Consider the following 14,667-nt stretch of genomic DNA (forward strand, 5'->3'; position numbering starts at 1 on the left):
GGGCCGGCCGCCCCCGGGCGCGCCCGCCCGCCTCAGCGGCGGGTGATGGCGATGCGCAGGGTCTCGTCGGCGGCGATGGGCGTGTCGCCGCCGCCCTGCCAGGTGGCAAGGCCGGGCAGATCCGCGCGGTCAATGTCCAGCAAGGCGATCTGGCGGCCGAGAATGGCGACGGTCTCCAGCGGCACCGGCACCGGGCGCCCGCCCCAGCCGAACCAGCCGCCCACCGGCACCACCAGCACCACGCCGCCGTCCGGCGTGCGTGTCACCTGGCGGACGAAGCCCAGCGTGCGGTCGTCCAGATCCAGCAGCGGCAGGCCCACCAGATCTCCGGCGCGGACCTTCTGCGGATGGCGCCGGGCCATGCGCTCCTGCGGGGTGAGGGCCTCGTCCTCATCCGCCGGCTGGGCCTGGGTGTGGGCGCCGCCGCTGCGCGGCTCGGCCCGCATGGGCACGGGGTCAGCGGCGCGGGCCGCCATGGGGCCGGCGGCGAGGGTGCCGGCGGCCAGGATCAGCGCCAGCCGGCTTCGGGAACGGGACGAAAGGCGCATGGCGCGGTCCTTAATCGGGCGAGTGTGTGTATTTGACCGACTGATCAGTAGCGATCATGAAGTAAAATACAAGTAAAATATAAATGTTAAAGGATAGAGGTGGCGTCATGACCGCAATCGACATGCCGGTCGCCGGTTCGCGACCAAAGCCGCGCATGCATCCGCTGGCGGTGCGGGTGATGCATTGGACCAATGCCATCGCCATGGTGGTGATGATCGGCAGCGGCTGGAAGATCTACAATGACGAGGTGATCTTCGGCTTCCTGCACTTTCCGCAGGAGATCGTGCTCGGCATCTGGGCGCAGCATGCCCTGCAATGGCATTTCTTCGGCATGTGGATCTTGATGCTGAACGGCCTGGTCTATCTGGCCTATGGCCTCATATCCGGCCGCTTTCGCCGCCTGCTGTGGCCGATCCGGCCGCTGGAGGTGGTGCGCGAAGCGCTCGCCGCGCTCACCTTCCGCCTCAAGCATGCGGACCTCACCCACTACAATGCGGTGCAGAAGGTGCTGTATGTGGGGGTGATGGCGGTCATTATTGTGCAGGTGATCACCGGGCTCGCCATCTGGAAGCCGGTGCAATTCTCCGGCCTCGTCTCCCTGTTCGGCGGCTTCCAGGGCGCGCGGCTGGCGCATTTCATCGGCATGGCGCTCATCGTCGGCTTCATGGTCGTGCATGTGGCGCTGGCTCTGCTGGTGCCCAAGACCATCCTCGCCATGCTCACCGGCGGCCCGCGGGTCGATCCCGCGCCGCCTACAACTCCCCCCGCGCACTGATCGGAGGCCGTCATGTCGTTCCGCCTGCCTGCCCCCTCGCGCTTCCGCCCCCGCCAGACGCCCGATCAGACCATCCTCACCCAGCACAGCGCGCTGCTGGAGACCATCAGCCGCCGCAAGCTGTTGCGCGGCACGCTCAGTCTCGGCGCACTGTCGCTGCTCACCGGCTGCGACATCTCCAATGACAGCGCGGTGCAGAGCGTGCTGAAGACCGTGTCCGATTTCAACGACGGCGTGCAGGCGGCGCTGTTCGACCCCACCAAGCTCGCCCCCACCTTTTCCCCGAGCCAGGTGGTGAAGCCGCCGCGGTTCAATGCTTATTACGAGATCGAGGACGTCAAGCCGGTGGACCTCAACGGCTGGTCCCTGGAGCTGGCGGGCCTTGTCACCGACAAGCGGCCCTGGACGCTGGAGCGCATCAACGCCTTCCCCCAGCAGGAGGTGATCATCCGCCATATCTGCGTGGAGGGGTGGGACTATATCGGCCAATGGTCGGGGCCGAATTTGCGGCAGTTCCTCACCAGCGTGGGTGCGGATCTCACCGCCAAATATGTCGCCTTCCATGGGGCCGATGACTATATGGAGAGCATCGACATGGCCTCGGCGCTGCATCCGCAGACCATCCTCGCCACCCATTATGCCGGCGAGCCCATCACCGATCCGTTCGGCGCCCCGCTGCGGCTGCGCACGGCGGTGAAACTGGGGTTCAAGAACCCCAAATGGGTGCGGGCCATCGAGGTCACCAACACCTACACCCAGGGGTTCTGGGAGAAGCAGGGCTTCAACTGGTTCGCCGGCCTGTAGCGCCGCTCGGGCGCGGGAAGGATTTCCCCCGGGCCCGTCCCGTGCCATGGGTGGCGGGACGGCCGCCCGCCGTCGCAGCTTTCCGGGAGCCCGATGGCCTCGTCTTTCTCCGCCGCCTTGTGCGCGCTGCTGGCCCTGGTGCTGTGGAGCGCCGTGGGCTGGATCTTCGCCCGCCGCCTGCCGCTGCCTCGCGCGCTGGCCCTGCCGCTGGCCCCCCTGCTGGGCTGGGCGGTGCAGAGTGTTCTCGCCTTGGCGGTGACGCAGTTCGCCGGCTTCACCGCCCCGGTCATTCTCGCCGCCACCGTGGTGCCGTGCGCACTGGCGCTCACCCTGGTGCGCGGGCCGAAGGTGGCCTGGCGCGGGCCGGCCATGCCTTTGTGGGTCTATGGGCTGGCGGCCGTGGTGGCCTTGGCGCCCGCCGTCGCTTTGCTGCCCAAGGCGGTGGGCGATGGCATCCTGCTGTCGGCGCCGATCTTCGATCATGCCAAGGTGGCGCTGATCGACGAGATCGCCCGCAACGGCGTGCCCCCGGCCAATCCGGTGTTCGGCGATGGGCCGGGGCGCGGGGCGTTCGCTTATTATTATCTCTGGCAGTTCAGCGCTGCCCAATTGGCCCGGCTCACCGGCGCCAGCGGGTGGGAGGCGGATATCGCCGCCACCTGGTTCACCGCTTTTGCCACCTTGAGCCTGATGTGCGGCCTCGCCTTCGCGCTGTCGCGGCGGGCGCTGGGGCCGGTGCTCGTGCTGCTGGCCTGCCTGTGCGGCTCGCTGCGCCCGGTGCTGGCGCTGGTGGGGCAAGACCGGGTGGATGCGGTGCTGGAGCCCGCCAGTGGCCTCGCCGGCTGGCTGTTCCAGGTCACCTGGAGCCCGCACCATGTGGCCGCCGCCGGCTGCACCGTGCTGGCCACCTTGATCATGGCGGCGATGGCGCGGCGCTTTTCCCTTTATGCGGTGGTGGTGCTGGGGCTGGTGCTGGCGGCGGGGTTCCAGAGTTCGCTCTGGGTCGGCGGGGTCATGTTCATTTTCGCCGGTTTTGCGGTGGCATTCGTGCTGCTGCTGCTGAGCGCGCGGGACCGGCTGGATTTCGTCGCCGGCACGGTGGGGGCGGGGCTGTTGGGCGCCGTGCTCTCCGCGCCCTTGATCGCCGCGCAGCTGAATGCGGCGGTGACGCGCGGCGGCGGCCTGCCGGTGATCGTGGAGCCGTTCCATGTGCTCGGCCCGTTCCTGCCGGATGGCCTGGGGCGGCTGCTGGATCTGCCGGCCTATTGGCTGGTGCTGCTGGTGGTGGAATTCCCGCTGGTGTTCCTGCCCGGCGTGGTGGCGCTGGGCCTGTTGTTCCGCGGCAGCTGGATGCCCTATGGGGTGCGCGCGCTGACCGCTCTGGCGGCGGTGAGCCTGGCCTGCGGCTGGCTGCTGGTGAGCACCACCGGCGAGAACAATGACCTGGGCTGGCGCTCGATCCTGCCCGGGGTGATGGTGATGACCGTCTATGCCGCTGCCGGCCTGTCGCGCTGGATGGTCACGGCGCCGCGCACGGTGGCGGCGGTGGTGGCGCTGGGGCTGGCTTTGGGCCTGCCTGACGGCGTGGGGATACTGAAGGGCAATCTGCGCGGCGAGCCCACGCCACAGGGGGCGGTGTTCGCCAAGAGCCCGGCGCTGTGGGAGGCAGTGCGCCGCTGGACCCCGCCGGACGGGCGGGTGGCCAACAATCCGGCGTTCCTGAAAGACCTCACCCCCTGGCCGGTGAACATCTCCTGGGCGCTGCTGGCCCAGCGCCGCTCCTGCTTTGCGGGCGATGAACTGGCTTTGGCCTTCGCCGCCATCACCCCGCGCCAGCGCGGCGCGCTTTCTGCCCTGTTCGCCCGCGTCTTCGCGGGGGAGGGCACGCGCGAGGATGTGGAGGTGATGGCCAAGCGCTATGGCTGCGTCACCGCCGTGGTCACCGCGCAGGACGGAGCCTTTGCCAACGATCCCTTCGCCATCAGCCCGCAGTTCCGGCTGGCGGAAACCGTTCCGGGCCAATGGCGGATCTATGTGGCCGTGCCCGAGCCGGCCTACGCCATGCGCTGAGGGGCGCGCCCCTCAGGTGCCGGTGGCGAGAAAGCGCTCGGCGTCGAACACCGCGCCGAACTGGGTCGCCACGCAATCGGGCTGGCGGGGCGGGGCGGGGGGAGTGGCGCCGACCGCGGCATCGAAGATGTCCGGGCGGTAGACGCTGATGGCCTCGCGGGCCGCGTCCGGCGCCCATTCGCCCTGATGGGCGGCGACGATCTGGTGGTACATCCACAGGGCATGGTCGGGATCGGGCCGGTTGGCGCCGTCGCGATGCAGCACCAGATAGTCCGGATGCGCCCGCAGCGCGCCGCCGGGTGCGGTTTGCAGGCGACCGTCCAGGGTGCGGCGGATCAGGTCGGCGGGCAGGGCCAGATGGCGCGGCTCACTGAGCAGGCGGGCGAGATCCGCATGGTTGGCCGGGTCTTCGCACCAGGCTGCGGCGGCGTGCAGCGCCCGCACCAGCCGGTGCAGCAGCTCGGGCTCCGCATTGGCGAAACGGGCGTGGACGCCCAGCACCTTCTCCGGCACCCAGCCGAAGATTTCCGCCCCCAGCACGGCGATCCGGCCCACATCCGCATCCACCGCCACGCTGTTCCAGGGCGAGCCGACGGAAAAGCCGTGGATCAGCCCGTTGCGCAGGCTCTCGGCCATGAAGGGCGGCGGGATCACCACCAGGCGCACGTCGGTGTCCGGATCGATGCCGCCGGCGGTGAGGAAATGGCGGATGAGATAATGATGGGTGGAGAAGGAATAGACCGCCGCAAACGTCAGCGGCTCCAGCCCGCGCGCGCGGCGCTCTGCCACCACCCGGCCCAAGGCCAGCGCCGCGCCAGGGGCGGTGGAAAGGTCGCCCATTTCGCCCATGGCGGCATAGATGTCTTTGGCCAAAGTGATGGCGCTGCCGTTGAGATTGAGCGCGAACGGCACCACCAGAGGCACCCGCACATGGCCCAGCCCGAGCGAAGAGGCGATGGCGAGCGGCCCCAGCATGTGGGCGCCATCCAGCAGGCCCACATTCACCTTGTCGCGGATGTTGGCCCAGGACACTTCCTTGTGCAGGGCGATCTCGATGCCCTCGGCCATGGCAAAGCCGCGCTCGGCGGCGGCGATGAGCACGGCGGCGTCGGTGAGGGGAATGAACCCCATGGCAAGCCGTCTCATCGGAAAAGCTCCGCGGTGGTGATGATCGACTGGGCGATGTCGGCCATGCGCTTCTTCTCATTCATGGCGGTGCGCCGCAGCAGGCCGTAGGCGGCCTCCTCGTCGATGCCCTTCATCTTCATGAGGATGCTCTTGGCCCGGTCCACCAGCTTGCGCTCCTCCAGCTGGCCCTTGGCCTCCTCTAGCTCGGCTTTGAGCCGGGCGAAGGCGCGGAAGCGGGAGATGGTGGTCTCGACGATGGGCCGCACCCGGTCCTTGCGCAGGCCGTCCACCACATAAGAGGCGACGCCGGCCTCGATGGCCGCCTGGATGGTCTGGCCGTCGGACTGGTCCACGAACATGGCCACCGGCCGCTTTACCTCGCGGGAGACGTGCAGCATCTGCTCGATCACGTCGCGGCTGGGATCTTCCAGGTCGATCAGGATCACGTCCGGATCGATGGCATAGATGCGCTCCAGCAGATTGTGCCGGCCTTCCATGCGCAGCACGTTCACATAGCCGGCCTCGCGCAGGCCCTCGCTGAGGATCGCCGCGCGCACCGGGCTTTCATCGACGATGACAATCCGCAACAGGAGATCGCTGGCCATGCCCGTCCGTGATGTGAGCGCAAATCGCCGCCGAATGGCCGCGCGCCAGTGTGCACGGAGCGCGCGGCCGGCGGGTAGCTTTTTTTATCCCCTCTCCCGCGCCCCTCAGCTGGGGGGCAGGCTGGCGGCATAGTCCAGCAGCTTCTGCCGCAGGGCCGGCAGCGAGGGCTTGGCCTTGGCGAAGGCGGCCCAGTCGCCGGGCAGCGCGGCGAAGATTTCGTCGCGCAGGGCCTTGGCCTTGGGGTCAGAGGCAGCCCGGCCATCCAGCCATTGCAGGAAGCGCAAATCGGTGATGCCGTCGCCGGTGGAAATCACCAGGGCATCCACGCTCGGCACCTGCTGGCAGCGATCGGCGGTGAGGGGCAGGAACATGAAGTCCGGCTCGCGCCCGTCGGTGGGGTCTGAGGGGTCGGCGGTGGCGGCGCGGGCATGCCACTGGATATAGCCCTCCGCCCCCACCCGCCACAGCAGGAAGCCAGCGGCGGCCTCCATGTCCGGCATATTGTAGAGCCAGGGGGTGACGCCCTGCGCCCGCATGTCGGCGAAGAGGCGCGAGGAGACGCCATAGCCATTGTTCACCAGCACGGTGTCGAACAGCTTCAGGAACGGCTTGTCCTTGATGTCGTTGAGCTGGCCGGAGATCTTGGCAGTGGGCGCATACATGCGGATGGCGTCGCGCATGCGGGTGAGATCCGCCAGGGGATTGGCCAGATTCTGCGGCTCGTCGGCGATGGACCATAGCGGCAGCGGCAGGCCGGCGGCGGTGAGCGCCTGCTGGGTGGCGGCGACGTTCTCGCCCATGGCTTGCACGCCCACCTTGTCCACCAGCCATTTCACCGAGACATAATCGAAGAAGGGCGGCGAGAAGCCGGCCTCCTTGGCCAGGCGGGTCTGGGCGATGTAGCGCGCCCGTTGGTCGGCGGTGGGCGTCACCAGATCCGGCGACAGGCCGGTGAGGCCGAACCGGCGCAGCGCCCGCAGGTCGCAGGCCATCAGCCGGTCGGCGGTGGCGGGGGCGGGCGGAAACCAGAAGTCCGGATTGGGGGCGGCCATGTAATAGCCCACCGGCGTGGTGGTGGGCGGCAAGGTGAGCGGGATCACCTCCACATTGGCCCGCGCCTCCACCGCTTGCCCGCCGATATTCATCGCCAGCACCACGGGAACGGTGCCGGAGGCGCTGTCCGGCACGGTGAAGCTGACATTGAGCCGCCGCGGCACGCCGGCGGCGATGCGCAATTGCGAGAGATCGCCCTCCAGCACGTCGGAGGTGATGGAGAGCGAATTCTCGCCGCTGCCCCGGCGCATATAGGTCCACTTGCCCCAGCGCACCTCGCCGACGAGGCCCTCGGGCAATTTCAGCGCCACGTCGGGGGCGGCGTCGTTCAGATCGGAAAAGGCGAGGAAGTCCACCGAGACCAAGGTGCCGCGCACGGCGCGCAGGGTGGTGTCGGTGGGCAGGTTGGCGTCCCAGAACGGGTGCTGGCTGCGCGGGGTGCCCACCGGCAGCACCCGCAAGGTGGTGCCCTTGGCCAGGGCCGGGTCCACCGGCTTGTCCACCACCGGCCAGCGCTCCAGATAGCGTTCCTTGCGCCAGGCCTCGATGGCATCCACGGCGGCGTGGCTGTCCCCCGGCGCAATCACCATGGCGGCGATATAGCCGTCATTGGGCGGCTGGTCGGAGGAGATGTCCACCACGATCTTGCCGTTCACCACCGGCACGGTGGCGGTCACCAGCCCGGCGCGGCGGGCGGCATAGACCTCCCACGGGCCGCCGTCGATCATCGCTTCCTTATTCAGGCCGCGATGGAACACCTGCCGCACCCACTCATCGGGCGTGTAGTCCTCCTGCAAGGCCACCTTGCCGTTGATGACGAAGCTGCGATGCAAGGAGTGGGGAAAATATTCCCATTCGCCCTGATCCTCGGTCCACAGCGAGACCGTGGCGGTCTGGCTCTTGGTCCAGGGCACGGTGATGGTGCGCACGCCATTGAGGCCGCTGGAGAGCAGGGCATCGTTCTGGGTCCGCACCAGATCGCGGGCGGGGGCGGAGAGGCGTGGGTCATTCTTGGTCACGGTCTCGAAGCCCGGCACCGAGACCTCCGGCGGGCCGAAGCGCAGCGCCAGGGCGTCCTTGGGCACCGGGCTGCCGCCGGCCACATGCACGTCGCCGAGGCGGATGGTGCCCTCCCCATCGCCCAATGAGATCACCAGCCGGCTGACCTGGGTGCGATCCAGCCGCGCCTTGGACGGCGTGACCCAGGACGACACCGGCGAGCGCAAGGTGAAGGGGCCGGGCGGCACGGTGAGGGTGGTGTTGACGCGGGAGTTCCAATTCTTGGAATTCACGTCGTCCACCCGCAGATAGACGGTGATGGGATTGGGGCCGGGATTGGTGCCGGTGACCACCAGTTCCTGGTCGGCGGCGAAGGCCAGCGGGGGGAAGAATTCCTGTTCCGCCGTGGTCTTGGCGCCCTTCAGCCAGCTCTGGCCGAGCTTGGCCACATTGGTGGTGGCGAGCGGCGCGTCGGCGCGGGTCTCCACCGTGACGCTGGAGATGGTGGCGGGGGTGAGCTTTTCCGGGCTGAACAGGATCAGGCGGGTCACCGCCTTGGTGTCCAGCGCGGTCTTGTTCGGGGTCATCAGCCCCTTGAGCGGCACCACCCATTCGAACGGCCCCGGCGCCACCATCTGCGTGCCGCCATAGCGCGAGCCCCAGTCCTTGGACTGGGTGTCATCGATGCGCAGGTCCAGTTCCACCGTATCGGGATTGGCATTGGTGCCCTTGATCACCAGAGCGTCATCGGGGCCGAAGGCGCGGGGCGGGGCGAAATTCTGCTCCAGCGGTTCGGCGGTGGTGGTGTTGGCGAACAGGGCGCTGGCGGCGGCCGGAGCGCTCGCGGTGCCGGTGGTGGCCGGGGCGGCGGCGCCGGTGGCTGCGGCCGGGGCGGCGCCGCGCGTCTCCAGCGTCACGCTGGCGATCTTGGCTGGGGGCAGATCCACCGGGGTGAAGACGATGATGCGGGTGATGGCGTTGATATCCAGCGCCCGTTTGTCCTGGGTCTGCAGGCCCTTGAACGGGATCACCCATTCGAACGGGCCGGCCCCCACCACATTGACCCCGCCGAAGCGCGAACTCCAGTCCTTGGAGCTGGCGTCGTCAATGCGCAGGTCGATCTCCAGGAAGTCGGTGGAGGTGTTGGTGCCGCGAATGACCAGGGAATCACCGGGGGAGAAGCTCCGCGGCGGCTTGAAGTCCGCATCCAGCGCCGGCGACGTGGTGGTGTTGGTGAACAGGGTGCGGCTTTGCATCTGCGGCGCGGGGGCGCTGGCGGGCGCCTGCGCCTTCTGTCCGAGGCCCCGGTTCAGCGCCCGCTCGATGCGCTCATAGCTCAGGCGCTCGGCAATGTCCGGGCGCAGCACCATCACCCCCAGCACCGCGCTGGCCACCACACCGAGCACCGCGCCCCAGGCGAACCCGCTGAGCCACAAGCGTAACTTGCCCATCGTCGAACTCCCCGGCGCCCTGAGATACCGCCGCCCCGCAGCGGCATCCCCTTCGGCCTTAGACCATGTGTGTGGAAAGGTGAAGACGGGGCCATTCCGCCCCTGCGGGTTGGGGCCCGCTTTGCTTCAGCTTCCCTCCGGCGCGCCCGCGCACTAGAAGTTTGTCGCGAACCAGCCTTGCGTGGGCCGGACGTGGGGGCGCCGCATCGGGCCGCGCCCACGCCGGGTGCGCCGAGGCGAAGGGGGAGGACAGCGTGGCAGGCACCCATCGGACGGAACGTGTGGCCGGTGCCGCCTTGCGCAGCCTGCTGTTTCTCATCTTCGTGGCGCTGGTGGTGGTGGTGATCGCGGTCCAGCAGCGGGCCATGGGCGGCTATACCGCCGAACTGTCCGCCAATAATGCGGACGAGGCCAGCCACTTCATCTCCGGCCTGATGCTGGCGGACTATGTGCGCGCCGGCCTGCCCAATCCGCTGCCGTTTGCCCGCGACTATTATCTGCACTTTCCCAAGGTGGGCATCGGCCACTGGCCGCCGCTCTATTACCTGCTGGAAGGCGCGCTGTTCCTGCTGCTGCCGCCCATGACCTCGGTGGCGCTGCTGCTGCCGGCAGCCCTGGCGGCGCTGCTCGTGGTCTCCGCCGGCTGGGCCACCGCGCGGGCGCTGGGGCCATTGCAGGGCATCGCGGTGGGCGTGGTGCTGCTGGCGCTGCCTTTGGTGCGCGAGGCGACCCTGGTGATCCTGCTGGATCTGCCGGTGGCGCTGCTGGCCCTGCTGGCCGCCTTTGCCTATGCCCGCTATCTGGCCCGGCCGCGCTGGCAGAGCGCGGTGCTGTTCGCGCTGCTGGCCTCCGCCGCCATCCTCACCAAGGGCACCGGGGCGGCTCTCGCCCTGCTGCCGCCCTTGGCGGTGCTGATCGGCGGGCGGTTCGATCTGTTGAAGCGGGTGTCGTTCTGGCTGCCGGTGCCCATCGTGGCGGTGCTGGCCGGGCCGTGGACGCTCGGCACCTACGCCATGGCCGCCGCCGGCTTCCAATATAAGTGGGGCATGGACTTCAGCGCTCTGGCCGGGCGCACCTATGCCCATGGCCTCACGGCGACGCTGGGCGCATTGATGCTGGGCCTCGCCGTCATCGGCCTGCTGTTTGCCGGCGTGCGCGGCTGGCGGGGGCGCCGCCCGGCGGCGGATCTGGATGCAGCGGACGGGGACGCCGAGGCGGTGGCCGCCCAAGCCGCCGATGCCTTATGGCTGGCGCTGGCGGCATTGGTGATCGGCACCTTGGCGTTTCAATGCCTGGTGCCGGCGGGGCTGGACGCGCGCTATCTGCTGCCGGTGGCGGCGCCTTTGGTGATGCTGGCGGCCTTCGGCGGCACCCGCTTTCTGGGCCTCCTCACCAGCGGCTGGCCGGTGCTGGTGGGGCTGGTGGTCTCGCTCACCTTGCTGTCCGGCACCTTGCCCTCGCTCTTGGTGGAGGTGCGCAAATTGCCCACCGGCATGGACGCCGCCGCCCAGGCCTTCCTGGCGCGGGAGGTGCCCAATCCGCTGATCTTGGTGGGGGCGGATGCGGAAGGCGAGGGCGGGCTGATCGCCGCCGTCGCCCAGCGCGACCGCGCCCGCAAGACCTATGTGCTGCGCGGCACCAAGATGCTGGCCACCAGCGACTGGAACGCCGCCAATTACACCCCCACTTATGCCGATCCCGCCGCGCTCATGGCCGGGCTGGATGATCTGGGGGTCGGCGCCGTGGTGGTGGACACCTCTCCGGCCTCCCAGAGCCTGTTGCACAATCGCCAACTGCTGGAAGCGGCGGCGGCGTTCCCGGATCGCTTCCGCCCGGTGGCCAGCTATCCCCGCGCCGATGGCAAGGGGGAGGCCAAGCTCTATGCGCTGAGCGGCAACGGCGCCAAGGTGCCGGACCCCGCCGCTCTGTCCGCCCGGGTGATGCAGGGCAAGGCATTCTGAACCGACCGCCCTTCGGGGCGTTGTCTTATAATGGCGGGGCGCACCCGCGCAGGAGAACATCATGGGTCGGCTGGTGGATGGCGTCTGGTACGGCAAGGAAGACTTTCCCACCGACAGCGGCGGCCGCTTCACCCGCCCGGACTCGCCCTTGCGCAACTGGGTGACGGCGGACGGCGCGCCCGGTCCCACCGGCAGCGGCGGCTTCAAGGCCGAGCCGGGTCGCTACCATCTCTACATCGCCCGCGCCTGCCCCTGGGCTCACCGCACCATGATCTTCCGCGCCCTGAAGGGGCTGGAGGGGATGATCGACTATTCGGTCACCCACTGGCTGATGCAGGACGACGGCTGGACCTTCGCCCCCGGACCCGGCGTGACCGGCGACACCATCGGCGGCGCCGCGGTCATGCACGCGGTCTATACAAGCAGCGATCCGGCCTATTCCGGGCGGGTGACGGTGCCGGTGTTGTGGGACAGAGTGTCTGAGACAATCGTCAGCAACGAATCCGCCGACATCATCCGCATGTTCAATTCCGCCTTCGATGCAGTGGGGGCAAAGGCCGGCGACTATTATCCCGCCGCTTTGCGGGCCGAGATCGATGCGGTCAATGACAGGGTGTATCAAACGGTGAACAACGGGGTGTACCGGTGTGGTTTCGCCACCACCCAGGCCGCCTATGAGGAAGCCGTCGGGCCGCTGTTCGCGAGCCTCGACTGGCTGGAAGCGCTGCTGTCCCGCCAGCCCTATCTGGTGGGCGACACCCCCACCGAGGCCGACTGGCGGCTGTTCACCACCCTGGTGCGGTTCGACCCGGTCTATGTGGGGCACTTCAAGTGCAACATCCGCCAACTCGTTGATTATCCTCATCTCTGGGCCTACACCCGCGCCCTCTACCAGGCGCCGGGGATCCGCGAGACGGTGGATTTCGACCATATCAAGAAGCACTATTACCAGAGCCACCGGGGCATCAATCCCCACGGCATCGTCCCGGTCGGCCCGGAGCGGGACTTCGATGCGCCCTCGGGGCGTCCCGCGCTCTAAGTCTTTGAAGAGAGCGCGCTTCTAGCGCTCGACGGCATCGAACTTGGCCCGCGCGATCAGGATCTCGGGCCGGTTCGCCGACGCCCAGTCCGCCAGCACCCGCACCGTGGCGCTGAGGGAATGGCCGAGCGCGGTCAGTTCATAATCCACCCGTGGCGGCACGGTGGGAAAGACGGTGCGCGTCACCAGCCCGTCCCGCTCCAGCCCGCGCAAAGTGAGGGTGAGCATGCGCTGCGACACCGTCCCCACCTCCCGCTTCAACTGGTTGAAACGCCTGGGTCCGGCGCCCAGAAGCATGACCACCAGCATGCTCCATTTGTCCCCGACACGGGCCAGGATCTCGGTCGCGGGCTGGCACGACTCGGTTGTATGGATGTGCCTGGGTTCCAAAATTGTGCCTCCTTGCGAGCGCTGGAGACGGTACTCCATATAGCCTCGGTACCAAATAGGTACTGATCAAAGGCCCTCTCCCATGAACCTCCTGCACATCGATTCCAGCATTCTCGGGGACCATTCCGTGAGCCGGAAGGTGTCGTCCGCCGTGGTCGAAAAGCTGCGCCACCAGCATCCTCACCTGGAGGTGATCTATCGCGATGTGGCTGCCGATCCGGTCCCGGCGGTCAGCGGTCTGACGCTGTCGGCAGCCTTTGTCCCGGCGGACCAGCACAGCCCGGCGCTTCAGCAGGACCTGGCGCAAGGCACGGCCATCGTTGATGAATTCCTCGCCGCGGACATCGTTGTGATCGGCGCGCCGATGTATAATTTCACCATCCCGGTGCAACTGAAGGCCTGGGTCGACCGCATCGCGGTCGCCGGCAAGACCTTTCGCTACAGCGCCGCCGGCGTCGAGGGCTTGGCCGGCAACAAGCGAGTCATCCTAGCCTCTGCCCAAGGCGGGCACTACGATGCGGATGGTCCGCTGGCGGCCCTGGAGCATCAGGAATCCTATCTGCGCAGCGTTCTGGGCTTTCTGGGCATTTCCCACATCGACGTCGTTCGCGCTGCCGGCGTGAACCTCGGGCCGGAGCAGAAGCAGCAAGGCGTGGACGCCGCCCTGGCGCAGGTGGCGGCGCTGGCCTGAACGATGCGCCCATCGCCGGGTCGTGTCGGCGATGGGCTTCAAAACGGGGGCACACGGCCCCGAGAAGGCACTTCCATGGAACTTGGTCTCTATACCTTCGCCGAAAACACCCCGGACCCGGCCACCGGCCGTCTGCTCAGCCCGGCCCGGCGGCTGGCCAATCTCATGGAAGAGATCGCCCTGGCCGACGCGGTGGGGCTGGATGTGTTCGGGGTCGGCGAGCATCACCGCCCGGACTATGTGGTTTCGTCCCCTGCGGTGGTCCTGGCGGCCGCCGCCGCGCGCACCACGCGCATCCGCCTGACCAGCGCGGTGAGCGTGCTCAGCTCCGATGATCCGGTGCGGGTGTTCCAGCAGTTCGCGACCCTGGACCTGCTGTCCGGCGGGCGCGCGGAAATCATGGCGGGGCGCGGGTCATTCATCGAATCCTTCCCGCTGTTCGGCTACGACCTGGATGATTACGACACCCTGTTCACCGAGAAGCTGGAGCTGCTGCTGAAGCTGCGGGACAGCGAGCATGTCACCTGGAGCGGCACCTTGCGGCCGGCCCTGACCGGGCAGGGGGTCTATCCGCGACCGATCCAGCAGCCGCTGCCGCTGTGGATCGCGGTCGGCGGCACGCCGCAATCGGTGGCCCGCGCCGGCCATCTGGGCCTGCCGCTGGCCATCGCCATCATCGGCGGCGAGCCGGAGCGCTTTGCCCCGCTGGTGAAGCTCTATCGCGAGGCGGCGCGCCGGGCCGGACGGGCGCCGGAGACGCTGGCCGTGGGCATCAATTCCCACGGCTATGTGGCCGAGACCACGGAACAGGCCAAGGCCGAATTCTTCCCGCCCTATGCGGATGTGATGACCAAGCTCGGCCGCGAGCGGGGCTGGCCGCCGTCGTCGCGCGGGCAGTTCGAGGCCCAGTGCGGGCCGCGCGGGGCGCTGCTGGTGGGCAGCCCGGAGCAGGTGGCGGAGAAGATCGTGTTCGAGCATGGCCTGTTCGGCCATCAGCGCTTCCTGATGCAGATGAGCGTCGGCACGCTGCCCCATGCCAAGCTGATGAAATCCATCGAGCTGTTCGGCACCAAAGTGGCGCCGCTGGTGCGGGCGGCCCTGCCTGCGCCGGCCCAAGCGCCGCTCCCCGCCACGGCTGAATGAGAGCGGTG

12 protein-coding genes are annotated in these 14,667 nt (G+C 68.5%); 7 read left to right on the forward strand and 5 right to left on the reverse strand.

Annotated features, from left to right (window positions below; genetic code table 11):
* Positions 1–32 precede the first annotated feature (32 nt).
* Entirely contained in the window at positions 33–548 is a 516-nt protein-coding gene (locus AAG816_RS12090; protein WP_341989879.1) for a PRC-barrel domain-containing protein, read from the reverse strand.
* Positions 549–655: 107 nt separating this feature from the next.
* Here AAG816_RS12090 and AAG816_RS12095 point away from each other — a divergent pair, with 107 nt between their 5' ends.
* From AAG816_RS12095 to AAG816_RS12105, 3 genes are all read left to right on the forward strand, one after another.
* On the forward strand, positions 656–1,324 hold the full coding sequence (locus tag AAG816_RS12095; protein ID WP_341989880.1) for a cytochrome b/b6 domain-containing protein: 669 nt from the start codon (positions 656–658) through the stop codon (positions 1,322–1,324).
* A gap of 12 nt (positions 1,325–1,336) precedes the next feature.
* Positions 1,337–2,128, forward strand: a complete 792-nt coding sequence (locus AAG816_RS12100; protein ID WP_341989881.1) for a molybdopterin-dependent oxidoreductase — start codon at positions 1,337–1,339, stop codon at positions 2,126–2,128.
* 93 nt (positions 2,129–2,221) lie between these two features.
* A complete protein-coding gene (locus AAG816_RS12105; RefSeq protein WP_341989882.1) occupies positions 2,222–4,198 on the forward strand; it encodes a hypothetical protein in 1,977 nt (658 codons plus the stop codon).
* Between the two features lie 12 nt (positions 4,199–4,210).
* On the opposite strand, the gene AAG816_RS12110 is transcribed toward AAG816_RS12105, so the two are convergent.
* The 3 genes from AAG816_RS12110 to AAG816_RS12120 form a co-directional block, all read right to left on the reverse strand.
* The gene (locus AAG816_RS12110; protein ID WP_341989883.1) at positions 4,211–5,344 is read right to left on the reverse strand and encodes a CmpA/NrtA family ABC transporter substrate-binding protein; all 1,134 of its coding nucleotides are present in this window, start codon (positions 5,342–5,344) and stop codon (positions 4,211–4,213) included.
* Entirely contained in the window at positions 5,341–5,931 is a 591-nt protein-coding gene (locus AAG816_RS12115; protein ID WP_341989884.1) for an ANTAR domain-containing protein, read from the reverse strand. The genes AAG816_RS12110 and AAG816_RS12115 overlap by 4 nt, the downstream gene beginning before the upstream one ends.
* A 105-nt stretch (positions 5,932–6,036) precedes the next feature.
* Positions 6,037–9,435 carry a hypothetical protein gene (locus AAG816_RS12120; protein WP_341989885.1) on the reverse strand — a complete coding sequence of 1,133 codons (3,399 nt, stop codon included), beginning with the start codon at positions 9,433–9,435 and terminating at the stop codon, positions 6,037–6,039.
* Between the two features lie 254 nt (positions 9,436–9,689).
* On the opposite strand from AAG816_RS12120, the gene AAG816_RS12125 reads away from it, so the two are divergent.
* Entirely contained in the window at positions 9,690–11,396 is a 1,707-nt protein-coding gene (locus AAG816_RS12125) for a hypothetical protein (RefSeq protein WP_341989886.1), read from the forward strand.
* 61 nt (positions 11,397–11,457) lie between these two features.
* Positions 11,458–12,435, forward strand: a complete 978-nt coding sequence (locus tag AAG816_RS12130; protein ID WP_341989887.1) for a glutathione S-transferase family protein — start codon at positions 11,458–11,460, stop codon at positions 12,433–12,435.
* Between the two features lie 21 nt (positions 12,436–12,456).
* On the opposite strand, the gene AAG816_RS12135 is transcribed toward AAG816_RS12130, so the two are convergent.
* Positions 12,457–12,825, reverse strand: coding sequence for a helix-turn-helix domain-containing protein (locus AAG816_RS12135; RefSeq protein ID WP_341989888.1), 369 nt, complete (start codon positions 12,823–12,825; stop codon positions 12,457–12,459).
* An 82-nt stretch (positions 12,826–12,907) separates the two neighbouring features.
* Here AAG816_RS12135 and AAG816_RS12140 point away from each other — a divergent pair, with 82 nt between their 5' ends.
* Positions 12,908–13,516, forward strand: coding sequence for an FMN-dependent NADH-azoreductase (locus tag AAG816_RS12140; protein ID WP_341989890.1), 609 nt, complete (start codon positions 12,908–12,910; stop codon positions 13,514–13,516).
* 75 nt (positions 13,517–13,591) lie between these two features.
* Positions 13,592–14,659, forward strand: coding sequence for an LLM class flavin-dependent oxidoreductase (locus tag AAG816_RS12145; protein WP_341989891.1), 1,068 nt, complete (start codon positions 13,592–13,594; stop codon positions 14,657–14,659).
* Positions 14,660–14,667 lie beyond the last annotated feature (8 nt).

This window comes from Azorhizobium sp. AG788, assembly GCF_943371865.1.
GTDB lineage: Bacteria > Pseudomonadota > Alphaproteobacteria > Rhizobiales > Xanthobacteraceae > Azorhizobium.